This window comes from Paenibacillus daejeonensis DSM 15491 (assembly GCF_000378385.1).
Lineage (GTDB): Bacteria > Bacillota > Bacilli > Paenibacillales > Paenibacillaceae > Paenibacillus_D > Paenibacillus_D daejeonensis.
In genome coordinates this window covers 400,574-422,590 of sequence record NZ_KB899660.1, presented here as the reverse complement: position 1 = coordinate 422,590, position 22,017 = coordinate 400,574, and the positions used below count along the sequence as shown (strand labels likewise).

The window sequence follows — 22,017 nt, the reverse complement described above, 5'->3', positions numbered from 1 at the left end:
TAAATAAATAAAGAAATAGATGAGAAGAATTATCATTCTCAAAAAATGTCTTGACTTTATGTGAGGTTCACCATACATTTGTATACATATATGATGCTAAAGTAGCGGACAACTTCTTAGCTGACAGATGTGGAGTGTGATTATTCGTGTTGCGTCGTTTTTTTGGGTATTACAAGCCTTACAAAGGGTTATTTTTCCTTGATTTCTCCTGCGCCGTTATCGCGGGACTGCTCGAGCTGGCTTTTCCTTTGGCAGTCAAAGTATTCACCGATGACTTGCTGCCTAGCGGTAACATGTCACTGATCGTGTGGTCTTGTGTAGGATTGCTGGCCATTTATGTGCTCAATATGGTCTTGAATTACGTGGTTACGTATTGGGGCCATATGTTGGGGATCAATATTGAAACCGATATGAGGCGTAATCTGTTCAGCCATATTCAGAAGCTATCGTTTCGTTTCTTCGATAATTACAAGACCGGTCACCTGATGGGCCGGATGACGAATGACCTGAATGACATTGGTGAGGTGGCGCATCACGGACCCGAGGATGTCTTCATCGCAGTGATGACATTGGTTGGTTCCTTCTCTCTGATGGCCTATATTAATCTGGAGCTGGCCCTGATTACCTTCATCATCATTCCAGTGATGGCTTGGCTCATTATCGTATTTGGCGGCAAAATGACCAAGACGTATCAGCGGCTATTCGGGGATGTAGGGAACTTTAACGCTCGCATTGAAGAGAATGTCGGCGGCATCCGGGTCGTCCAATCGTTTGCTAACGAAGCCCATGAGAAAAAGCTGTTTGCCGTAGATAACAAGAATTTCCGTGAAACCAAGCTGATGGCCTACAAGACGATGGCCAAGAGCATCTCCATCAACTATATGATGATGCGACTGGTCACGATCTTCGTAATGATTGCCGGCGCATGGTTCTTCGTACAAGAACGCATTGAATTGGGGGATTTCCTGGCCTTCATCCTGCTTTCAACAACGTTCTTCCGGCCAATTGAGAAGATCAATGCTGTAATCGAGACCTATCCAAAAGGGATCGCCGGCTTCCGCCGCTATCTGGAAATCATGGACACGGAGCCGGAAATTGCTGACCGCCCGGATGCAGTATCCGTGGAGAAGGTCAAGGGAGATATCCGGTTCAACCATGTGACGTTCGGCTATGAACAGGGACGGACGATTCTGAATAACATTGATCTCACCATTAAAGCGGGAGAAACGCTCGCGTTCGTCGGTCCTTCAGGCGCTGGTAAAACGACAATCTGCAGCCTGCTGCCACGCTTCTATGAGGTTCAGGAGGGCAGCATTACGATTGATGGCATGGACATCCGTCAGCTGAAACTGAACTCGCTGCGCAAGCATATCGGTATTGTGCAGCAGGATGTATTCCTGTTCTCCGGTTCGATCCGGGAGAACATTGCCTATGGGCAATTGGATGCGACAGATGAGCAGATCTGGGAAGCGGCACGGCGCGCTTCACTGGACGAGATGATTAACAGGATGCCTGAGGGCATGAATACGATAATCGGTGAACGCGGCGTCAAGCTCTCCGGTGGCCAGAAGCAGCGGCTCTCGATTGCCCGTATGTTCTTGAAGAATCCGCCAATCCTCATCCTGGACGAAGCAACTTCCGCGCTAGATACCGAGACGGAAGCGCTCATCCAGCAATCGCTGGCCGAACTGTCCGTTGGCCGCACCACGCTCGTCATCGCGCACCGTCTGACGACGATCAAGAATGCCGACCGGATCATCGTTGTCAACGAGAGCGGCATTGCTGAGCAGGGCAGCCATCACGAGCTGGTAGCCTCCGGCGGGATTTACAGCCGGCTGCATGATGCGCAGTACAGCAAGGTATAACGAACAGGCCATAGTGCCCGGCAGTCAGTTGTTCTGATTGTCAGGGGCTATGGCTTTTTTTTGAAAAAAAACCACATTGAAAAAACTGGGAGTTAAGGTACAATGACACTAGAAGGCTACGGGAGGTGTGCGGGTTTATGAAAACGATATCAAATTCAGGGTTACCGTACGTTACAATGGTGTTGACCGTGATGCTTATGCTAGTGATGGCGGGCTGCAGCAATGACCCATCGCCTCCCGTGCCGCCACCAGACAATGAACGAGTAAATGAGACAACTGATTCCGACGAGAGCGAGGAGATCCAGGTGAACGAGAATTCCGTAGATGAGCGTATCAAGGTGAATCAGGTTGGTTATTTTCCCGGTGCGATCAACCGGGCGATGCTCGCTGGAGAGGAGGGGGGCGAGCGCTTCCGTGTAGTTAATCTTGCGGACGGCCAAGTCGTTTACGAAGGCTCCCTATCTCAGCCTGTACAGGACAGTGATGCCGGCGAGCTTGTGCGGGAAATGGATTTTTCCGAGCTGGGGCAGGAGGGGGAGTACCGGATTGATGTGGACGGGGTTGGTTATTCGCATCCATTCCGAATCAGCAGCAACGTATATGAGGATGTATTTGCAGAGCTGACTCGCTCCTATACGCTCGGTCGATCAGGGGTTCCGATGAATGATCCCGTGACGGGCCTGCAGCATCCAGGCGGTCATCTGCAGGATGCGCATGCGGAGCTGGACCCTGATTTCCCAGAGGCAGGAGACGGCCAGCCAATCGATGTCAGCGGCGGTTGGTATGATGCGGGGGATTATGGCAAATATACTTCGCCTGCCGCCATTACCGTGGCCCAACTGCTGCTATCCTATGAGCTCTACCCGCAGGCCTATACGAAGCAGAACCTGCAGATTCCAGCCGACATTGCTGACCCGGCAGCCGCGTCGTGGCCCGATGTACTGGAGGAGGTTAAGTTTGAGCTGGACTGGATGCTCAAGATGCAGCGAGCGGACGGTGCTGTCTATCACAAATTGGCGGGTATGCAATGGCCTGGCATGATCCGGCCGGAGCAGGATACGCAGCCGCGGTACATTTTTGGCTTATCTACATATGGGACAGCCATGTATGCTGGTGCATTGGCCATTGCAGCCAGGGTATACGAGCCGTTCGACAAGGCGTATGCAGAGCAGTTGCTGGCCAGCAGCCAAGCGGCCCAGGCCTATCTGGAGAAGCAGACGAATCCGCTATTCATCAAGACGCAGAGGCAGGATAATGGCTCCGGCGGGTATGAGAAATCAGGGGACTGGGGAGAGCGGTACTGGGCGGCTGCAGAGCTCCTCAAAACGACAAGTGATGCCCACTATGCATCGGTTCTGGAAGATTTACTATCTCAGCAATCGCCTGCTGCAGCGGAGGCAATCGGCTGGGGCTCCGGGTTATCATTGGGTCACTTCGCTCTGGCTACGGCAGCCGGTGCTCCGGAGCATCGGCGGGCCACAGCGAGTTCGCTGCTCGTAGACAAAGCGCAGGCCATCGTGTCGCGCTCGGACGCCAACGGTTATCGTTACGCCCTGGAGTCTGACGAGTACACCTGGGCTTCTGCCAAGAAGGGAATGGCATTAGCCCAGCTGCTCCTGCTCGCACAAGAACTGGAGCCGCAAGATGTATTCGTCTCCGTGGCGCTGGAGCAGCTGCATTATACCCTCGGACGTAATACGCTGGGGACTACGTATGTGACGGGAGCCGGAGCCGTGATGCCCATGCATCCGCATCATCGAATTATGGTCAGCACAGGCGTCTATGTCCCGGGTCTGGTCGTAGGCGGACCTAATCGGTATGGCGGCGATCCTGCAATCGATAAGCTGCTCCAAGAGCAGTCGCCCCCACCGGCCAAATCCTATATTGACCATGTCGACTCCTACTCGACCAATGAATATGCGATTGATTATAATGCCCCTCTGGTTTTTGTACTGGCTGCACTAAACAGGTAGAGCAGACACCCATGCAAAAAAAAGAAACCGTTCCTGGCATTCGGCAGGGCTGCATCAGCCACTAACCCAGGAACGGTTTCTTTTGCAGACTGTAGGATGCATTCAGTCTGTGATATTGCGCGTATAATACTCAATAATGTCCTTGCGCCTGATGATGCCCAGGAACACACCATGATGATCGGTTACGGGCACGAAGTTTTGATCGGCCGCAAGGGTCAGCATATCCTCCATATGTGCGTCGATCACAACAGATTCGTTGAAGACGCGTTTTCTCATCTTGCTGACCGGCACCTGCTCCATCGTTTCGAACGTCAGGCCGGGAGTATCCTTCATCTTCCACAGCAGATCTCCCTCTGAAAGCGTACCGATATACTTGCCCTCATCATCGATGATAGGGATAGCCGTATATTTTTGATGTTCCAATTTATGCATGGCAACGGCCATGGAATCTGAGGCCAACACATAGGTGACCTTTTCTTTAGGCAGCAAAAACGACGAAATCTGCATGCCAGTCACTCCTTTCCGCAAAAGAGACGCCCAATTGGGCCCTATTCTCTATTAAAACATATTGCGCAAGGGAAAGGAAGGGAAAGCCCCTGTCCTGCAAGCTTCTTCCAGTGTCATCCAGCGAATTAACGGGTAAAAGCTCACTGCTTGGCATAATTTCCCGTTCATGAGGCACAATATACTGGAGACCAGTGATGAGGTGACAAGGAATGGACAACCCAACAGGCTTGCCGCAATTTCCGGAATCGTATTGGACAGCTTCGACCGAAATTCCTACATTCAGCGCGCTTGATCGCGATCTGCAGACGGAGGTCGTGGTCGTTGGCGGCGGCATAACCGGTATTACAGCTGCTTATCTGCTTGCCCGCGAGGGCGTGAAGGTCGTCTTAATCGATGGTGGCAGACTGCTTAATGGTACCACCGCGCATACGACGGCCAAAGTGACGGCCCAGCATGATCTCATTTATGATGAGCTGATCCGATCGGAGGGTGAAGAACAAGCCAAGCTGTTCTACCAGTCCCAACAAGAGGCGCTTGATTTCGTCAGAGCAACTGTCGAACAGGAGAATATCTCTTGTGGGTGGGAAAATCACGACGCTTATGTGTATACGAATACAGAATCCCAGGTAAGCAAACTGAAGGACGAATATGAGGCGTATGTGAAGCTTGGCATTCCCGGCGCTTACGTAGACGATATTCCGCTCGATGTGGCCGCGATTGGTGCGGTGGTGATGAATCATCAAGCACAGTTCCATCCACTTGAATATTTGAAAGGTTTACTGAAGGATTTCACGGAGCGTGGCGGCCAGGTATTCGAGGAGACGACAGCATCGGATCTTGATCATGATGAGACACCAACCGTATTCACAGCAAGCGGCAATCGAATCGATGCCAAGTATGTCATCCAAGCCACACACTTTCCATACCATGACAGTCTGGGCTTCTACTTCGCTCGGATGCATGCGGAACGGTCCTATGTGCTGGGCTTGAAGGCGAAGCAGCCTTATCCCGGCGGGATGTACATTACGGCCGAAGAGCCCAAACGCTCCATCCGGAATGCCCGGCAGGCGGACGGCTCGGAATTGATCATCCTGGGCGGTCAGAGTCATAAGACCGGACAAGGGATCTGTACGATCAATCACTACGAAGAGCTGCAGATGTATGCCAAGAACGCGCTGGAGCTGGATGAGATCGCGTACCGCTGGTCAGCGCAGGATCTGATAACAGGGGACAAGCTGCCCTACATCGGTCGTGCAACGGCCTCCCACGACAACATTTTTGTGGCCACAGGCTTTCGCAAATGGGGCATGACGAACGGTACAGCAGCAGCCTTACTGCTAACCGACCTCATTCTGGACAGAGCTAATCGATACGAAGAGCTGTTCTCACCTTCACGAGGCACATCAGGCAAAATGCTCGGTTCTCTGATTAAGGACAACGCAGATGTAGCCAAGCACTTAATCGGAGGCAAGCTGGACTTTGGCAGCAAGCGCGCCGAGGAGCTGAGCCCCGACGAAGGGAGCGTCATAAGGTTCAATGGCAAACGTGCTGGCGCCTATCGTGATGAAGAGGGCAAGCTCTACCTCGTAGATACGACATGCACTCACATGGGCTGCGAAGTAGAATGGAACAATGGCGAGCGGAGCTGGGATTGCCCGTGCCATGGCTCGCGCTTCTCCATCACTGGGGAGGTTATGGAAGGTCCGGCGGAGAAGCCGCTTAAACGACTAACCCCCTGAATTCAGGGGGGTTTTTCATTTGCGATGGGTCTAGCCAAGATCACTTGGGAACTAGCCAAATGACAAGAGCGACGATGACGAGTGGCAGGATGGCAAGCAGCATGCCGAGCGGACGTCCCATATTCATGGTCCAGCCTACGCCGAACCGCTTCTCCAGGAACAGCGCGGGATCAGCCGGGTTGTAATAAAAGATGCCAAGCTTCCAATGCTTGTCGTCATCGGAAGGTCCCGTACCGGTAGCGGCAGCACCAGCGGGTACATGCTTCAGCCGGCTTCCTCCTTGACCGACCCTTACGGAGAGCCAGATACTGCCACCCAAGATGACGCCGGTGATGAGCAGAGGGACAAGGGTCATCACAAATGGCGGAATCCCAAGCAGATCGGTCATAATCATGAACGAGAACAGGAGGGTAAGCAAAAATCCAGTGATGACAATCATGATGGACCAGCTCCGACGAAAGACCAGGCTGCGTTCTGTAGAAGCGGCAGCGTCTGATTTGTCCAGCTGTTGTTTACTAATGGAGATAATCGTATTGGTCAGCATGAGCATAGCAATCATGAGCAGCTGGAATCCTACCGGGAGCAGGAGGCTAAAGTAGGATTTGTCAACCGAACGGGTGACCTGGCCTTGAAAGTCATACTGCATCGCAATGGTCTCCGGGAACTTATCGTACATAAGAAAGACAATGACAAATGTGGCGGCAGATACGACAAGATGAGGAACAAAACAAAAGTTCGATAACGTAGGTTTGCGTGACCGAAAACGAGTGTCGATAACCGCTCGTTGCATATCGGGCTGTTGCCAGCCATGCTGCTCTTTAAGCTGCTTCATCCGGTTATGATTGTACAGATAGAGCAGGAAGGATGCGATGCCCGCTACGCTCACGTAGCCAACCATGAGATACGGCATCGACTGCTCATCCTGGAGTGGAAAAATCAGCAGCGCCGCTGCCAATAATCCGGCACATAGCACCCCTAGTGTAATTGCATAACGGCTGCGGATTCGCTTGAGCGTATCACTGAGGTAGACTTCCTCCGTGATGCCTATGCCGAAGCTCTCGGTACGTCGGGTCAAGTAAGGTGTCGCAATCATCATAAATGTAACTGGCAACACTATGACGGCTAGCAATAACCAAAGTGTCCATTGTTCCATCGTTACCACTCCTGTTCTTCTTAAGCTAGTTGTAGTCGTTCTTCCATTAAGAATCGGTCTGTATTTGACGGAAGAGGCTGCGGCACAGATTAAGCAGTTCTTCCTCGCTGAGCTTGCGGCATATCGATTCGCTGATGAGTGGACGCAGTTTCTCTTCCAGAGAAGTGCGATAAGCTGCATCGGCAACAGGAAGGTCATGCTGGATGACAACGCCTTTCTGGCGATGAATCTCCACAAAGCCATCTTGCTTGAGAATGGCATAAGCTTTGTTAACCGTGTGCATGTTAATGCCCAGATCAGAGGAGAGCGACCGCACGGAAGGCAGCGATTCACCGGGAGCAAGACGACCGCTGGCAATGCCTTCAATGATCTGGTTGGTTAATTGCGTGTACAGCGGAACATCGGACTGCAGGTTCACGGAAATCAACATTTGCACCACCTCCTGTGTGTTTACTGTTCTATTTGTATTATAACAGTTGATTTGGAGATTATGCAATAGTTAAAAAACCAACGGCAGAACATACCACCATTTAAATAGCTTTGCGTCCATAGGGGGTCATCGTTTAAAATAGGCCCATGAGCGTAAGGAGGGAACATGGGCAATGAATAGCTATATTGAACAAGAAAACGGCGTGGTGCCGGCAGTCTGCTCCCTGGACTGTCCGGACCAATGTGGATTGCTTCTGCATAAGGAAGAGGGGCGTATCGTCAAAGTGACCGGCGATCCGGAGCATCCGGTGACGCGCGGTAATATTTGCAACAAAGTTCGCAAGATGACAGACAGACTCTATGACCCGGAGCGGCTACAGTATCCCATGCGAAGAATTGGCGCAAAGGGGGAGCGGCGCTTCGAGAGAATCAGCTGGGACGAAGCGATCCAGACCATCGCAGAGCGTTGGAAGGCGCTGGTGGCTGAACATGGCTCGGAGAGCATCCTGCCTTACAGCTACTACGGCAATATGGGCAATATCACGGCAGAGGGAATGGACCGCCGGTTTTTTAACCGGCTGGGGGCCAGCTTGCTGGATCAAACCATTTGCAATGCTGCTGGCGCTGCGGGATATCGCTACACGATGGGCGGCAGCTACGGGACCGATCCCGAGACGATGGATCAGACGAAGCTCTTCATTATGTGGGGGATCAATACGGTTAGTACCAACATGCATCAGGTCTCGATCGCCGAACAAGCCCGCAAGCAGGGAGCCAAGGTCGTCGTGATTGATGTACACAAAAATCAGACTGGCCGCTGGGCGGACTGGTTCGTGCCGATCCAGCCAGGTACGGATACGATGCTGGCGCTCGGCATCATGCATCTGTTGTTTGCTGAAGGGTTGACAGATGATGCTTTTTTGGCTGCCTATACGGTTGGAGTGGAAGAGCTGCGTGAGCATGTCAAGACGTATACGCCTGCGCGCGTATCAGAGGTCACTGGCGTACCGGAGGCAGACATTCGGGAGTTGGCACGTCTATACGGAGAGACGACACCTTCCTGTATCCGGATCGGCAACGGCTTGCAGCATCATGATAACGGCGGGATGTGCATCCGGGCAATTGCTTGTCTGCCGGCCCTCACCGGGCAGTGGCAGTATCCAGGTGGTGGAGCGCTCAAGGGCAATTCAGGTTTTCTCGCATTCGATGCTGCTGCCCTGCAGCGTCCAGATCTGCGTTCGAACCCCAATGCTCGCGTCATCAACATGAATCAGATCGGCCGTGCATTGCTTCAAGCCGAAGCGCCGATCCGCTCCATGTTCGTCTATGGCAGCAATCCTGCAGTTGTTGCACCGGACAGTGAGAAGGTGCAGCAGGGACTGGAACGGGAGGATCTGTTCACGGTCGTGCATGATCTGTTCCTGACAGAAACCGCAGCCTATGCAGATATTGTGCTGCCTGCGACGTCCTCCTATGAGAATACGGACTTCTATACCTCTTACTGGCATCATTACATTCAACTGCAGCAGCCAGTAATCCAGCCCTACGGCGAGTCCAAGTCCAATACGGAGGTCTTCCGATTGCTGGCGCGAGCGATGGGCTACGATGAGCCTGAGCTGCAGGCAAGCGATGCCGAGTTGATTGGTGCAGCACTGGACGACGCACCCAATCCGTATATTGAGGAAGTGACGTATGACCGGCTGGCCGAACGGGGATACATGCGGGCCAACCGCAGCGAGCCGCTCTTCCCGGGCAAGCTCCCGACGCCAAGCGGCAAGATTGAGCTCTATTCCAAGCGGATGCTGGCGGACGGTCACCCGCCGCTGCCAACGTACGTGCCGCTGCCGTTGGATGAAGAGCCGTATCCGCTGCGCTTCATTCCGGGACCGAACCATAACTTCCTGAATTCGACGTTCTCGAATAATGCCACGCATCAGAAGCTGGAGAAGCAGCCACGGGTGTTCCTCCATCCGGCAGATGCGGAGCCGCGCGGCATCGCCAGCGGGGACAAGGTACGGCTATGGAACCACCGGGGCGAATGCGTCCTCGAAGCAGTTGTCGGAGATCAGGTTGTTCAGGGGGCAGTCGTGAGCCAGGGACTCTGGTCTGCCGAACCAGGTACCAAGCGGCTCGTCAATGCACTCACGCCCGACCGGCTCTCCGACATGGGCGGCGGTGCAACATTCTTCTCCGGTCGGGTTGAGGTGGAGCGCATCCAAGCACCTTAATTCATGTTGTACATGATGGCCCTGACGATCCCAGTCAGGGCTTTTTTCTTGAGACGTGATTAAGGAAACCATTAAATTTTGACGGTCCAATCTAAAGAATGAACGGTTGTGATGGTGTTATGAAAGCGTTATAGTAGATGCTAGATTCAACCAATTGAGAATGGATCATATACATGTGCTAAGCAGGGAGGATGTACCCTAATGAAACATAAGTTGTGGTTTAAGAAACCGGCCGCCGTCTGGGACGAAGCGCTACCGGTAGGCAACGGCAAGCTGGGCGGTATGGTATTCGGCCAGGTAGCCAAGGAACGAATTCAACTCAATGAGGATACAATCTGGCATGGAGGTCCCCGAGACCGCAACAACCCGGATGCCAAAGCGCATCTAGAAGAGATGCGTCAGCTGCTCTTCGAAGGAAGACTGAAGGAGGCGCATCAACTGGCGGTTACCGCATTCTCTGGTACACCGAACAGTCAGCGGCATTATAATCCGGCAGGAGATCTGTTCATGTTCTTTGATCTGGACGGGGAGCCTGAACAGTATCAGCGTTCCCTGGATCTGGACCGGGCAGTAGCGGAGACGTCATTCACGGTCAAAGGACACCAGTATAAACGCGAAGTATTCGCTAGCTACCCCGATAACGTCATCGTGGTCCGGCTAACGACTGATGCGCCGCAAGGGCTGAGCTTCCATGCCCGGCTGGAACGGTTCGGCAGCAATTTTGCTGACCATGCCTCCAAGTTCGGCACCGATACGATTGCTCTGCACGGGCGTTGCTACAATCTTCAGGACGACGAATATATGTTGGCCGTTCGTGCGCAAGCGGAAGGCGGCAGCGTCAAGACGATTGGCGAGCATGTGATTGTTGCTGGCGCCCAAGCAGTAACGTTGCTGCTCAGTGCTGCCACGACGTATCGTCATGAGGACCCGAAGGCGACAGCGCTCAGCATGCTGGATCAGGCAGCTGCCTTCACCTACGACGAGCTGCTGCAGCGTCACGCGGACGATTATCAGCCCTTCTTCCAGCGTGTTGCGCTGCAGTTGGGATCGCGGGAAGATTCGCTTGATTCGCTCGCCTCGCTGGATACTGCTGAGCGGCTGGAGCGTGTTAAGGCTGGTGGAGAGGATCTAGAGCTGCAGTCACTGTATTTCCAATTCGGCCGGTATCTTCTGCTGGCCAGCAGCCGGCCAGGCTCATTGCCGGCTAACCTGCAGGGCATTTGGAATCATCATATTAACCCGCCATGGGGAAGTAAGTACACGATTAACATTAACCTTCAGATGAATTATTGGCTGGCGGAGAGCTGTAACCTGACAGAGTGCCACGAGCCGCTCTTTGAGCATCTGGAGCGGATGCGGGTTCCCGGACGGATCACGGCAGAGAAGATGTATGGCTGTCGCGGCTTCGTCGCTCACCACAATACGGATCTGTGGGCGGATACCGCTCCGCAGGATATTTACTTGCCGGCGACCTATTGGACGACTAGCGTCGCTTGGCTCTCTCTGCATATGTGGGAGCACTATCTGTTCACGCGCGATGCGGCCTTCCTGGCGAGAGCGTATGAGACGATGCGCGAGGCGTCGCTATTCTTTGCGGATTTCCTGGTGAAGGAGCCTGGAGGTTACCTCGTCACATCGCCATCGGTGTCGCCTGAGAATACGTATCGCCTGCCTAACGGCGAGTCAGGTACGCTCTGCTACGGGCCAGCAATGGATAACCAGATACTCTCGGAATTATTCGCTGCGTGTATCGCAGCCTCGGAACAGCTGGGTACGGATGCAGATTATCGTGAGGAGTTACGGGGAATGCTGGCTCAACTGCCGCCGACGGTAATCGGCAAGCATGGTCAGATCCAAGAGTGGATGGAGGACCATGAAGAGCTGGAGCCTGGTCATCGGCATATCTCTCATTTGTTCGCGCTGCATCCTGGTTCAGCTATTGCACCTGGCTCTACACCGGAATTGGCTGAGGCGGCCAGGGTTACGTTGGAGCGACGCTTGGCGAGTGGTGGCGGGCATACGGGGTGGAGTCGTGCGTGGATTATCAACTTCTATGCGCGTCTGCTCGATGGCGAAGCAGCCTATGACCACCTGACAGCCATTCTGGAGCATTCCACCTTGTCCAACCTGTTCGACAACCATCCACCGTTCCAGATCGACGGGAATTTCGGGGCGGCGGCAGCGGTTGCTGAGATGCTGGTTCAGAGCCATCTTGACCATATTCATGTGCTGCCGGCGCTCCCATCGGCGTGGGGCACAGGTGAGATTCGCGGTCTCCGGGCAAGAGGCGGCTATGAGCTGGCGCTGGCTTGGCAAGACGGCAAGCTGACTTCGCTGGAAGTACAAGCCGATCACGAGGGTGAATGCCGGGTTCGTTCGGCCGCCCCGCTGCAGACGGACGGTTCCTCCAATATCCAGAGCGTCGGGGACGAAGCTGGACTCTATCTCACGAGCATCCGGCTTGCTGCCGGCGAGACGGCCAAGCTGGTACCATCGGACGCGGTATCTGCCGCCAAGTCCTGAGCAGGCTCTTTAATCAACAGCAGTCATCATCGAACAAGGTGATGGCTGCTGTTTTTTTGGAAATAGATGATTGTGGAATCAAGAGGCACGCCTCCATCACTTGGCCGCCAGCCTGTGGAAGTTGGGTTGAGGATGGCGGAAGTGGTGGAAGTGGGGGCGGGGCTGGGGATGTGAGGCGTGCTATGCTAAAGACAAAAATGCAGTTAAAACCAGCCTTTGTGATGAAAATCCGGCTCGTAACGACAAAAATACAATTAGTTGCTTGGAAATATCCAAATATTACCGAAAACGAGCGAATTAATTGTACTTTTGACTTTAAGATTATCATGTCGCTGGTATATGAGTTTTTAATTGTATTTTTGTCTTTAAGGGCATTTATGAGGGGCCGAACCTCCTAAGTTACAAGCCTGGGGTGGAGATCGCGTGTTGAAGCGTGTACAATAGTATCATCCAATACAACGAACGGTGGGAGCAGCCATCATGCACAATATGCCGGACGATTCATCAGCAAGTCAGAACAAGAAATATCGGGTGCCAGCTCTCGATAAAGCGCATCGCATCATACACCTAATCAGTCAGGAGCCCCACACCTATACGTTAAGCGATCTTGCGAAAAAACTGGCCATCAGCAAAAGCTCCATGTTTTCGCTGCTCCATACGATGGAGGATTTGGGCTGGTTGGCGAAGGATGAGAAGGACACCTACAGTCTAGGGCTTCATTTTGGCTTGCTGGGCAATGCCTTCTTTGCCCGGTACGATATCGTTGACCTCTTCCACCAGGAAGCCGCCAAGACGAGAGCGCAGCTCGATGAATCGATTCATCTGGCCCGCTTGATCGGCACAGAGGTGCTCCATCTTGCAAAAGAGACTTCTTCGTCGGTGGTACAGATGGTCTCGGGTCCGGGCGCTACCTTTGCTGCACATGCTACAGGCCTGGGCAAAATACTACTCGCCGCCTTGAGCAATTCGGAGGTCGAAGCGCTCTATCCGCAAGAGTCATTGCCAGCATTGACGCCTAACACGATCAGCTCTCGAGAGGCGCTGTTGCGAGAGCTAGAGGAGATTCGGACCAGGGGCTATAGCGAGGATTTGGAAGAGGGGCTAATGGGTTTCAACTGTGTAGCGGCCCTTCTGGTGATGAAGGACGGGACCCACGCGGCCGTCAGCATGTCCATCCCTGTCCATAAGTGGGAGGACAAGAAGAGCCTAGCCCGGGAAGCGATAACGAGGCTGGCGGGACAGTTGACTCTGGATCCGGAGAATCATGCGTTAGTTAACTAATCTTAAGGAGGGAGCGTTCAGGATTTTCGACGCTGCTTCTTTTTTTTTTGCCCGCTAACCCTTTGAAATATGGTACAATTAATTATATGGAACTGTGTTCAATATAATGAACAACAATTGTTGGAAGAGGTGTTTGTTGGATGATGAAAGATGATCGACCATGGTATCAGAGGACGCACCGTTGGGGACAGACCAATCTCACGGAGCGGGATGCAGGCGGCTATAACCTTGATGAATGGAAAGCATATTGGCAGGCCACACGTGTTCAGGGACTGATTATTAATGCGGGTGGCATTGTCGCTTATTATCCGAGCTCGCTTGACTTGCAATATAAAGCAGAGGGACTGGGGAATCATGATCTGTTCGGCGAATTCTCGGCCGCGGCGCGAAGCGAGGGGCTGACGGTGATTGCCAGAATGGATGTGAACCGGGCAGCCAAAGAATTCTATTCGGCGCATCCAGACTGGTTCGTGGTCAATGAAGAGGGAGAGCCGCTCCTGTCAAACGGCCGATATTTTTCCTGTGTGAACAGTGATTATTACAAGGAATATATTCCGAAGGTGCTGGAGGAAATCATCGATCGCTACCAGCCGGATGGATTTGCGGACAATAGCTGGACAGGCGTTCCACGCAGCAAGATCTGTTATTGTATAAACTGCCGGGATAAGTTCAAACGGGACAGCGGTTATGAGCTTCCGAAGAAAACTGATTTTGATGATCCGGTCTATCGTACGTGGATGCGATGGAGCTATGACTGCCGGACGGCCAACTGGGACCTATTCAACAAGGTCACAAATGAGGCAGGCGGGGAGGATTGCCTGTGGATTGGGATGGTGCATGGAACGCCGATTAACACGTACTCTTTTGGCAGTCTGAAGGCGATCGCGGAACGTTCCAAAATCATTCTGTGCGATCAACAGTCCCGAAATCACGAACAAGGATTTGAACAGAACGGATTGACCGGCGCTCTAATTCACCAGTTGGCTGGTTGGGACACCCTTGTTGCCGAGAGCATGGCGAACTATGTGACGGGCAGACAAATGTTCCGCAAAGCCAGCAATCCGCCAAAAGAAACGCAAATGTGGATGGTGGAAGGCATTTCGGGAGGGATCTCGCCTTGGTATCACCACATTGGCGCGATTCATGAAGACAAGCGTCAGTTCGGCAACTCCCCGCCCATCATGCAGTGGCACGAAGTGAACGACGCCTATCTCTACAACCGTCAGCCAGCGGCCACGATTGGCCTGGTATGGAGCGAGGAGAATACGGATTTCTATGGACGGAATGATGCCAAGGAGCGGGTCGCCCTTCCCTGGCAGGGCTTCGTGCGGGCAATGATTCGCGCGCGTATCCCGTTCGTCCCCGTACATGCTGACCATATCGACCGCTCGGCAGAGGGATTGAACGTACTGGTGCTGCCAGATCTGGCGGTCATGTCGGACAGTCAATGCGATGCCGTCCGCCGGTTTGTAGATCAGGGAGGAAGTCTGGTGTTCACAGGTGCCACAGCGACACTGGATGAGTGGGGAGAGCCAAGGAACACCTTTCCACTGGAGTGGACCGGAATCCGTCACGAGAACCGTGTAGACGGTGCGCTCCAAGCCAAGGAATTTAATCTGGAGCTCTATGAGGCGCACAATTATTTGCGAATCGCTCAGGCTGATCATCCAGTAATGCGTACCTTCGAAGATACATCGGTCCTGCCGTTTGGCGGCAAATTGCATCATGTGACAAGCGACAAGACGTTGGAAGCGGTCGCGACCTATATCCCGAGCTTCCCGATTTATCCGCCCGAATTCAGCTGGGTGCGCGAGCCGCACACAGATACACCTGCGATTGTCGCCGGGAAACATCAATCAGGAGGCCGAGTGGTCTATTTTGCGGGGGACGTGGATCGCTGTTATGGCCGCACGCATCTGCCGGACCTTGGTGATCTCCTGTCCAATGCTGTCCGCTGGGCGGCTGAGGAGGGCATTCCTTTGCAGGTAGAGGGTCCGGGCTATCTAGACTGCAAGCTCTATCATCAGCCTGGCCGGATTATCGTTCATATCGTCAATCTCAGTGGAGCGAATCTCACACCGGGGGCGTTGGAAGAGTTCTTGCCTGTAGGTCCCATTCGCGTAGCGATTCGTGTGGATGATTGTCCGGCAGAGACGGTCCGCTTGCAGGTAGCTGAGGTGTCCCATCCAACGGAAGTACGGGATGGCTGGGCGCATGTCGAATTATCTTCTCTCGTTCATCACGAATTAATTGTGTTAGAATAGGTTGATTTCAACACATATAGCACACACGAACAACCTTCACTCGGCGATACGGGAGGAAGGTTGTTCGTGTGTGTGAACACAGGTTCCTAAGCCTGCAGCCTGGACAGCTTATCCGGATTGGCCACAGCATAGATCCCAGCGATTCGGCCATGGACGGCATGGAATGAAAAGACGTACATGACCCGTCCACCACTGCTGAGGACAACTCCCGGCAATCCATTAACTGGAACAAACGAGGTCTTGGCATCCGCTGGTACGAGCGTATTGGTCTTCATCAGAAAGGCAGCGACACGCTCGGCAGATGCGACCGGCACGCGGGACCCTGGCACTTGACCGCCGCTGTCACCTGTGAGCACGACCTTGTCATCAAGGACACGGAGGAGCTGCTGGATATCTCCGGTTTGCAGAGCCTGGACAAATTGCTCAATAAGCGGACCCATCTGTTCGGAAGCCATGGGGGCTTCCCCGGTATGCTGCTGCATGGCAAGACGGGCCCGATGACCAATCTGACGACAATTCGCTTCGGATTTCTCTGTAATATATGCAATCTCTCGATAGCTGAACTGGAGTACCTCCTTGAGCACGAACACCAATCGCTCGGTTTCGGATAACTGCTGCAGCAAGAGCAGGTAGGCCGTGGCAAGTGATTCCCGATGCATGTAATCACTGGAAGGGTCCGTGCCATATTCGACCAGTGGCTCAGGAAGCCATGGGCCGATATAGGCCTCACGTTCACGAATGAGGCGTTGCAGACGGGCGCCGCATTTGTTGCTGGCGATTTTGCAGGCATATCCCTTCGGATTGTCGATGGTTTCCGGTGCTTCATGCCGGCTCAGATCAAGGAAGGTCTCCTGCACGATGTCTTCGGCCTCGGCCATGGAACCAAGCATCCGGTAAGCCAGCGCGAACAGTAGGGGCCGCAGCGAAGGGTAGAGAGCAGCTAAATCCATGTGAGCCTCCTATGAGTGATCGTTTTTTTGGGGCTTGGTGTCACAAAATCGCTGGCACTTGACACTATAGGGTAAGCAGGCTTCTCCAAGCAGGGCAAGACTGCAACCAAGATACGGCAAGGAGCGGGAATTCTATGACAACCAATTCGTTAAATGAAATGCAGAAGGGTACGCGGCTCGTTCATCCGAGCGGACAAATCGTGACGTTCGTCGACCATGGAACGGATCACCAAGGCGATTATGTAACGGTCGAGCATCAGGTGCCACGGCAAGGACCGCTGAACGGACCGCATTGGCATCCTGAGTTGACAGAATCGTTCACGGTGGTCGAAGGCAGCATGCGGTTCCTGGTGGATGGCAAGGAGCATATTCTCCATGCAGGCGAACGGATTACCGTGCTGCCAAGGCAGGTCCATCAATTCTGGAACACCAGTGAAAAGGGACTGACGGCTATTCATGAGATCCGGCCGCCTGGCCGGCATTGGCAGATGTTTCAGGTAGTGCACAAGCTGGAGAGCGAAGGGAAAATGTCGCCTGGCGGCATTCCGCGCAACCCGCTGTGGCTGGGTGTGGCCTGGTCGTGCATTGATGGCTATCTGGCAGGTCCGCCCAAGCTACTGCAGCGCATCGTGCTGGGCGGCCTGGCGAAGCTGGCGCGGGCGCTGGGGTACAAAATCTAGCGATATCCGTCCAGGAAGGACTCTCCTACAGAGTAATGCTGGTTTCCATTAATCACATCGTCCAGCCATTTCAGCAACGGGATGCCGTCCTGTTCGGTCTCATACAATACACTACGGGTTGCATACGTATGCGGCGTCATGCCGGATTCCGGGTCCCGGTCCTGATCTGTCAGGTAATAGGAGTAGTTAGGTAAAGCGGTGTCCATCGCAGCTATCGATTCACGCAATTGAGCGGACCAGGCTTCGGGTGTCAGCGATTCGTCGCCGCCCAGCTTGCGCTGGTATCGAATCAGCACTTCATCGTAGAGCGAATAGGATTGCAGCACAACCGCCTCGCCTCCCGAGACCCTTCCATTATGGCGGGTGATGGAACCGATCAGGTCGGCTTCCGGCTGGAAGCCGATCCGTTCCTCGGTCATCGCCTGCCACTCTTCCTTAATAATCTGTGGCCAGCGCTCGGAATAGAGGAAGGCGCTGTCTGAATATTGATATACAGCTGAATCTCGGTAATGACTCGCGATCTCTTCTGCCCAGAATGCCGCTCCGAATGCGCCAGCGCTCTCTCCTGCAACGAGTAGTTTCTCTGGAGCTTCCGCATGCTCATAGAGCCAGGCCAGTGCGGCCTGCACATTATGCCTCCCGTTATACCGCATCGTGAAGGTCTTTCCATCGGTTCCCTCGTACAATGCTACCCGATCGCCAATATGCAGATCTCCTGTAGAATAGGGGATGTAGACCACATTCCAATCGCGAAACGGATTATCCTCCCGGTCATGCGCCAACAACCCATCCAGCATCGTTAGCATATAGAATGGAATATTGGCAAAATAATTGCCCGGCTCGCTTCCAATTAGCATATTGGTAATTCGTATCGGCTCTGCTGCACTTGCAGCATCCCAGGCCATACCGCCGCCCGAGAAGAATACAATCCAATTCGGCTGTTCTCCCTTGCGGGCCCATACATAATAAGGCGAACCGTCACTGGATACGGTCCCGATGTTCAAATTGATTTTGTTCCACTGATAAGGCTCTATGACCGTAAGCGGCACGTTGTCCGCTGGTTTCTCCACGATAAACAAGTAGATCCCTAGTGCACTCAAACCGATTAGTACACAGAGTCCGGCTGTGCCAATCAGCAGTCGTCGAAGCCATTTTCGCATGATGGCATCCCTCCTGACTCTCACTATACCGAAGTTTTTCCGTTAATCCCAGAACAAAATGTGACCAAATGCCGTCCTTATGAGTGTAAAAGGTATAAAGGAGGGCAGACCACCATGCAGCGATCCATACCCCGGCCGGGTGATCAGGTGATGAAAACCTATGAGACATACGCAGACACGCTGTTCCGGATTGCCATGGTGCACCTCGGCAGACGGGAAGACGCGGAAGAAGCCACTCAGGATACCTTCATCAAGCTTATGGAAAAAGCGCCTGCGTTCAATGATGCTGAGCACCAGAAAGCATGGTTAATCCGGGTCATAACCAATCATTGCAAAACCTTGCTAGGCAGAGGTTGGCGCAAGCGGGAGGTCAAGCTGGAAACACTTGAGCCTGTAGCCGCGGAAGATGCCGAGGACCAAGCGTTAATCGAGCTTGTCCTGTCCCTGCCTGTTAAGTATAGAGCCGTGATCCATCTGTACTATTACGAAGATTATCCCGTTCGGGAGATTAGCGATATTCTGCAGATTAGCGAATCTGCGGTAAAGATGCGATTGAAGCGGGGAAGACAGCTGTTAAAACTCGAGCTGGAAGGAGCAGAACCCCAATGAGAGAAGACCAATTCAGAAAAAACTACAAGAAAGCGGTGGATAACATGAAAACAAACGACAAAATGAAGCAGCGGATGGAGCAAACCTTGAACGTGCAAAAACAGGAGCAGAAACGCCCGCGCAGAACTCTGTACATCGCTGCGAGTGTCGTCATCGCTGCAAGTATCGGTCTAGCAGCGCCAAGTGTATGGCAGCAGGTGAGCGGACCATCTTCATCGGCGATCGAGGTCGCTCAGGTGAATCCGGGCGCTTCGTTCGATCCGGTCGTGATTCCGAAGATGGAATTGCCGGATATGAGCTCCAGCGCTGGGATGAGTATGATTGGACTCGTTGTGTACGAAGATAATATCTATACTCAGTCTGCAACAAGTATTGATGCAGCTGATGCAGCTGAGCTTCGCGGTGAGAAGCTGGGAACCACGACGGGCGGTATCGATGAGTGGAGTGGTCCAGGTGAGTATACGGAGCTGGCCTCCACTATAGGTGCGGCTGATATTTATGCAGTAAAGGGCTATGATTCAGAATTCCGCATTATGTCTTACACCGAGATTGACGGTCAAGTGTTTGCCCAACTGTTCGACCAAACTAACGACATCACCGTAAGCAGCGGTGCCGATTTAATTGGCAAATTAAATCTTCAAGGTAACGTAGCTTCTGCAGAGTGGGAGACCTTCGCCAGCTGGAATAATGGCCTGATGGAGTTGCAGCCGCTGGCTGCTGACGGTACACTAGACAGCTTCATCTCGGCTCTCTATGCTGCAAAACCGGTCGCCACTAGCCCAGAGCTGGAAGAGCACGTGTACGGTAGCGAGGATCGTAAAATCATTTATCTGACGCTCGAAGACAACACTCAGGTTCAACTGGTCCTGTTCGGGGAAGGATTGGTTCGTTACGGCGATGCACCAGTGTTCTTCGAAGTTGAGGAAGGTGCGTTCTAAGCGTTCTGGAACGGGCTGGAGTAGGATATTCAGAGGTTAATAAGTGGAGCGGGCAGGGCACTTCGGTGCTTGGGCCCGCTTTTTTTGTTTGCGATTCGCAGTCTCGTAAGAGATGGGAGGTAAACAGGCGACGTGGCGGTCTTTGTGGGATGTTCATGGAGCAAAATTAGGGAGGATGGCGCCAATTATATATGATATTTCGAGTTCAATCGTGCTCTGGAACTCGACAAGCGCCCACGAGTATGAAATATCGTGTTCGTGGGCTGAGTTAGGGCGCCAGTAGGGGTAAGCACTTAGCTCCAGTTCAGCACGACTAATAGCACCGTCGCACTGACCACCCATACCAGTGGCGACAGCTGCCACAGCAAGGCGGCACGGTGGCGGTTGCGGGCAAAGCTGACCCAGCCCATCACGATGCCGAGAAGCAGGACCACTGGGTAAGTCAGCAAATAGGCAAGGAGTCCCCAGGTGAAGGCTTGCTTGAACACGGCTTCGCTGGTGAATCCCATCGCCGCAGCGCCGGCCATAATCAGCCAGACAAACACAAAAGCTAAAAGTACCAAGTGGGTAACCGCAAGCAGCCACGCCGTTTTCTTCCGACTCATTCAGAGGTTCCTCTCTTCCGATACAGGTCATCTAACGCAAGCTAAACGTATCTCCACCTCTAAAATAATCGATTTGGGGAGAAAGGTAAATCATGAATTTGAATACTCAATGATTGAGTACCCTGGCTGCAGCAGCATTCCGGTAATCGCTAGGTGTAACGCCAGTTAACAGCTTAAAGGATTTCATGAAATGGTGATTATCGTGGTAACCGAGGTGCATGGAGATTTCGGAAACGGTCATATTGGTATCCGTTAATAAGAAGGTAGCCGCCTCCATTTTTTGCTGCATGATAAAGCGCTTGAGCGAGACACCGAATACCGTTGCAAACATGCGGGACATATATTTGGCATTGTACCCGAAATGATCGGCGATTTGACTGACCTGTAACGGCTCGAACCGGTTCCATCTCACATAATCGGCTATATCATTGTACAGCTGCCGTTTTTTGAAGGGAGGATTCGGCTTGTCTTCGCTCCTAGCAACTTGATGATGAAGCTCACACAGAATACTCGTAGCCAGATAGTTGTTCAGCGTGAAATCACCATAGGTGCGAACAGAGTCTTGTAATTGTTTCATCATGATGATCAGCTTTTCTTTATTCTGCAATTTGCCGTAAGGATGGAGCTGAAGAGTGGCAGGAGGTGTGGCCTCGGGCATAGTGGTTGTTGGCTGTTCAGGTGCAGAATGAGCGGATTCCAGAAAGTGCAGCCAATAGAAGCTGCAGTCGGCTGGCTGATAACCAAATTGCCGAGTGCGCGGAGGCATGATCAAGTAATCGCCTTCAGGAACCTCATATTTAGCATGTTCATCCGCAATATACAGCGTCCCTTCCGTGGGGATGAATAACTCAAAATCCGTCAAGATGCGGGTCATATGCATCCAGGTCGAAGAGGGGCTGACGAATTTGCCAGTTATGGTTAAGTGTACGGGTCTATCGACGTTGATTTCGAATACATTCATCGTTGAGTCACCTCATGAAAAAAGTCATTTTGACACCGTAACTCCAATGAGTACATCGTAGCACTTATTATTGCTATGTCAACAAAATATGCTGGTTATAAAGGTTACTGGCTAAGTAGGTTCTCGCCGAATAAAGTGTGAAATATACACCA

18 protein-coding genes are annotated in these 22,017 nt (G+C 52.8%); 11 read left to right on the top strand and 7 right to left on the bottom strand.

Annotated elements, in window-relative coordinates; genetic code table 11:
* Positions 1 to 146 precede the first annotated feature (146 nt).
* A complete protein-coding gene (locus tag F556_RS0108810; RefSeq protein WP_020616569.1) occupies positions 147 to 1,865 on the top strand; it encodes an ABC transporter ATP-binding protein in 1,719 nt (572 codons plus the stop codon).
* 137 nt (positions 1,866 to 2,002) lie between these two features.
* Positions 2,003 to 3,838 (top strand): glycoside hydrolase family 9 protein, encoded by a 1,836-nt coding sequence (locus F556_RS0108805; protein ID WP_020616568.1) that lies wholly within the window; start codon positions 2,003 to 2,005, stop codon positions 3,836 to 3,838.
* Positions 3,839 to 3,940: 102 nt separating this feature from the next.
* Here the strand turns inward: F556_RS0108805 and F556_RS0108800 are convergent, their stop codons facing one another.
* Positions 3,941 to 4,345, bottom strand: a complete 405-nt coding sequence (locus F556_RS0108800) for a CBS domain-containing protein (RefSeq protein ID WP_020616567.1) — start codon at positions 4,343 to 4,345, stop codon at positions 3,941 to 3,943.
* A 209-nt stretch (positions 4,346 to 4,554) separates the two neighbouring features.
* Between F556_RS0108800 and F556_RS0108795 the strand changes: the two genes are divergently transcribed.
* On the top strand, positions 4,555 to 6,084 hold the full coding sequence (locus F556_RS0108795; RefSeq protein ID WP_020616566.1) for an FAD-dependent oxidoreductase: 1,530 nt from the start codon (positions 4,555 to 4,557) through the stop codon (positions 6,082 to 6,084).
* A gap of 40 nt (positions 6,085 to 6,124) precedes the next feature.
* On the opposite strand, the gene F556_RS0108790 is transcribed toward F556_RS0108795, so the two are convergent.
* Positions 6,125 to 7,237 (bottom strand): DUF1648 domain-containing protein, encoded by a 1,113-nt coding sequence (locus F556_RS0108790; RefSeq protein WP_020616565.1) that lies wholly within the window; start codon positions 7,235 to 7,237, stop codon positions 6,125 to 6,127.
* Positions 7,238 to 7,283: 46 nt separating this feature from the next.
* Positions 7,284 to 7,667, bottom strand: a complete 384-nt coding sequence (locus F556_RS0108785) for a GntR family transcriptional regulator (RefSeq protein ID WP_020616564.1) — start codon at positions 7,665 to 7,667, stop codon at positions 7,284 to 7,286.
* 172 nt (positions 7,668 to 7,839) lie between these two features.
* Between F556_RS0108785 and F556_RS0108780 the strand changes: the two genes are divergently transcribed.
* The 5 genes from F556_RS0108780 (at position 7,840) to F556_RS33595 (ending at position 15,962) form a co-directional block, all read left to right on the top strand.
* Positions 7,840 to 9,894: a molybdopterin-containing oxidoreductase family protein gene (locus F556_RS0108780; RefSeq protein ID WP_020616563.1), complete on the top strand. Its 2,055-nt coding sequence runs from the start codon at positions 7,840 to 7,842 to the stop codon at positions 9,892 to 9,894.
* Between the two features lie 201 nt (positions 9,895 to 10,095).
* A complete protein-coding gene (locus F556_RS0108775) occupies positions 10,096 to 12,417 on the top strand; it encodes a glycoside hydrolase family 95 protein (protein ID WP_020616562.1) in 2,322 nt (773 codons plus the stop codon).
* Between the two features lie 38 nt (positions 12,418 to 12,455).
* Positions 12,456 to 12,815 (top strand): hypothetical protein, encoded by a 360-nt coding sequence (locus F556_RS38540; protein ID WP_157272685.1) that lies wholly within the window; start codon positions 12,456 to 12,458, stop codon positions 12,813 to 12,815.
* An 82-nt stretch (positions 12,816 to 12,897) separates the two neighbouring features.
* Positions 12,898 to 13,698, top strand: a complete 801-nt coding sequence (locus F556_RS0108765; protein ID WP_020616560.1) for an IclR family transcriptional regulator — start codon at positions 12,898 to 12,900, stop codon at positions 13,696 to 13,698.
* Positions 13,699 to 13,838: 140 nt separating this feature from the next.
* Entirely contained in the window at positions 13,839 to 15,962 is a 2,124-nt protein-coding gene (locus tag F556_RS33595; protein WP_020616559.1) for an alpha-amylase family protein, read from the top strand.
* 86 nt (positions 15,963 to 16,048) lie between these two features.
* On the opposite strand, the gene sigJ is transcribed toward F556_RS33595, so the two are convergent.
* Positions 16,049 to 16,912 (bottom strand): RNA polymerase sigma factor SigJ, encoded by an 864-nt coding sequence (sigJ, locus tag F556_RS0108755; protein WP_020616558.1) that lies wholly within the window; start codon positions 16,910 to 16,912, stop codon positions 16,049 to 16,051.
* A gap of 134 nt (positions 16,913 to 17,046) precedes the next feature.
* On the opposite strand from sigJ, the gene F556_RS0108750 reads away from it, so the two are divergent.
* Complete coding sequence (locus tag F556_RS0108750) at positions 17,047 to 17,592, top strand: cupin domain-containing protein (protein WP_020616557.1); 546 nt, start codon at positions 17,047 to 17,049, stop codon at positions 17,590 to 17,592.
* On the opposite strand, the gene F556_RS0108745 is transcribed toward F556_RS0108750, so the two are convergent.
* On the bottom strand, positions 17,589 to 18,752 hold the full coding sequence (locus F556_RS0108745) for a pectin acetylesterase-family hydrolase (RefSeq protein ID WP_020616556.1): 1,164 nt from the start codon (positions 18,750 to 18,752) through the stop codon (positions 17,589 to 17,591). The two genes, F556_RS0108750 and F556_RS0108745, sit on opposite strands and share 4 nt — an antisense overlap.
* Before the next feature lie 114 nt (positions 18,753 to 18,866).
* Between F556_RS0108745 and F556_RS0108740 the strand changes: the two genes are divergently transcribed.
* On the top strand, positions 18,867 to 19,361 hold the full coding sequence (locus tag F556_RS0108740) for an RNA polymerase sigma factor (RefSeq protein ID WP_020616555.1): 495 nt from the start codon (positions 18,867 to 18,869) through the stop codon (positions 19,359 to 19,361).
* Positions 19,358 to 20,299 carry a hypothetical protein gene (locus F556_RS0108735; protein WP_020616554.1) on the top strand — a complete coding sequence of 314 codons (942 nt, stop codon included), beginning with the start codon at positions 19,358 to 19,360 and terminating at the stop codon, positions 20,297 to 20,299. Before F556_RS0108740 ends, F556_RS0108735 begins: the two co-directional genes overlap by 4 nt.
* A gap of 293 nt (positions 20,300 to 20,592) precedes the next feature.
* Here F556_RS0108735 and F556_RS0108730 read toward each other — a convergent pair whose 3' ends face one another.
* Both F556_RS0108730 and F556_RS0108725 read right to left on the bottom strand, forming a co-directional pair.
* Positions 20,593 to 20,904, bottom strand: a complete 312-nt coding sequence (locus F556_RS0108730; RefSeq protein ID WP_020616553.1) for a hypothetical protein — start codon at positions 20,902 to 20,904, stop codon at positions 20,593 to 20,595.
* A 106-nt stretch (positions 20,905 to 21,010) separates the two neighbouring features.
* The gene (locus F556_RS0108725; protein WP_020616552.1) at positions 21,011 to 21,865 is read right to left on the bottom strand and encodes a helix-turn-helix transcriptional regulator; all 855 of its coding nucleotides are present in this window, start codon (positions 21,863 to 21,865) and stop codon (positions 21,011 to 21,013) included.
* Between the last annotated feature and the right edge of the window lie 152 nt (positions 21,866 to 22,017).

Excerpts from the sequence above, each read along its gene's own strand:
- F556_RS0108725 (WP_020616552.1), bottom strand. The coding sequence starts at position 21,865 with ATGAATGTATTCGAAATCAACGTCGATAGACCCGTACACTTAACCATA.
- F556_RS0108750 (WP_020616557.1), top strand. The coding sequence starts at position 17,047 with ATGACAACCAATTCGTTAAATGAAATGCAGAAGGGTACGCGGCTCGTT.
- F556_RS0108795 (WP_020616566.1), top strand. The coding sequence starts at position 4,555 with ATGGACAACCCAACAGGCTTGCCGCAATTTCCGGAATCGTATTGGACA.
- F556_RS0108775 (WP_020616562.1), top strand. The coding sequence starts at position 10,096 with ATGAAACATAAGTTGTGGTTTAAGAAACCGGCCGCCGTCTGGGACGAA.
- F556_RS0108790 (WP_020616565.1), bottom strand. The coding sequence starts at position 7,237 with ATGGAACAATGGACACTTTGGTTATTGCTAGCCGTCATAGTGTTGCCA.
- F556_RS0108805 (WP_020616568.1), top strand. The coding sequence starts at position 2,003 with ATGAAAACGATATCAAATTCAGGGTTACCGTACGTTACAATGGTGTTG.
- F556_RS0108740 (WP_020616555.1), top strand. The coding sequence starts at position 18,867 with ATGCAGCGATCCATACCCCGGCCGGGTGATCAGGTGATGAAAACCTAT.
- F556_RS0108735 (WP_020616554.1), top strand. The coding sequence starts at position 19,358 with ATGAGAGAAGACCAATTCAGAAAAAACTACAAGAAAGCGGTGGATAAC.
- F556_RS0108780 (WP_020616563.1), top strand. The coding sequence starts at position 7,840 with ATGAATAGCTATATTGAACAAGAAAACGGCGTGGTGCCGGCAGTCTGC.
- F556_RS0108745 (WP_020616556.1), bottom strand. The coding sequence starts at position 18,752 with ATGCGAAAATGGCTTCGACGACTGCTGATTGGCACAGCCGGACTCTGT.
- F556_RS33595 (WP_020616559.1), top strand. The coding sequence starts at position 13,839 with ATGATGAAAGATGATCGACCATGGTATCAGAGGACGCACCGTTGGGGA.
- F556_RS0108800 (WP_020616567.1), bottom strand. The coding sequence starts at position 4,345 with ATGCAGATTTCGTCGTTTTTGCTGCCTAAAGAAAAGGTCACCTATGTG.
- sigJ (WP_020616558.1), bottom strand. The coding sequence starts at position 16,912 with ATGGATTTAGCTGCTCTCTACCCTTCGCTGCGGCCCCTACTGTTCGCG.
- F556_RS0108730 (WP_020616553.1), bottom strand. The coding sequence starts at position 20,904 with ATGAGTCGGAAGAAAACGGCGTGGCTGCTTGCGGTTACCCACTTGGTA.
- F556_RS0108765 (WP_020616560.1), top strand. The coding sequence starts at position 12,898 with ATGCACAATATGCCGGACGATTCATCAGCAAGTCAGAACAAGAAATAT.
- F556_RS0108785 (WP_020616564.1), bottom strand. The coding sequence starts at position 7,667 with ATGTTGATTTCCGTGAACCTGCAGTCCGATGTTCCGCTGTACACGCAA.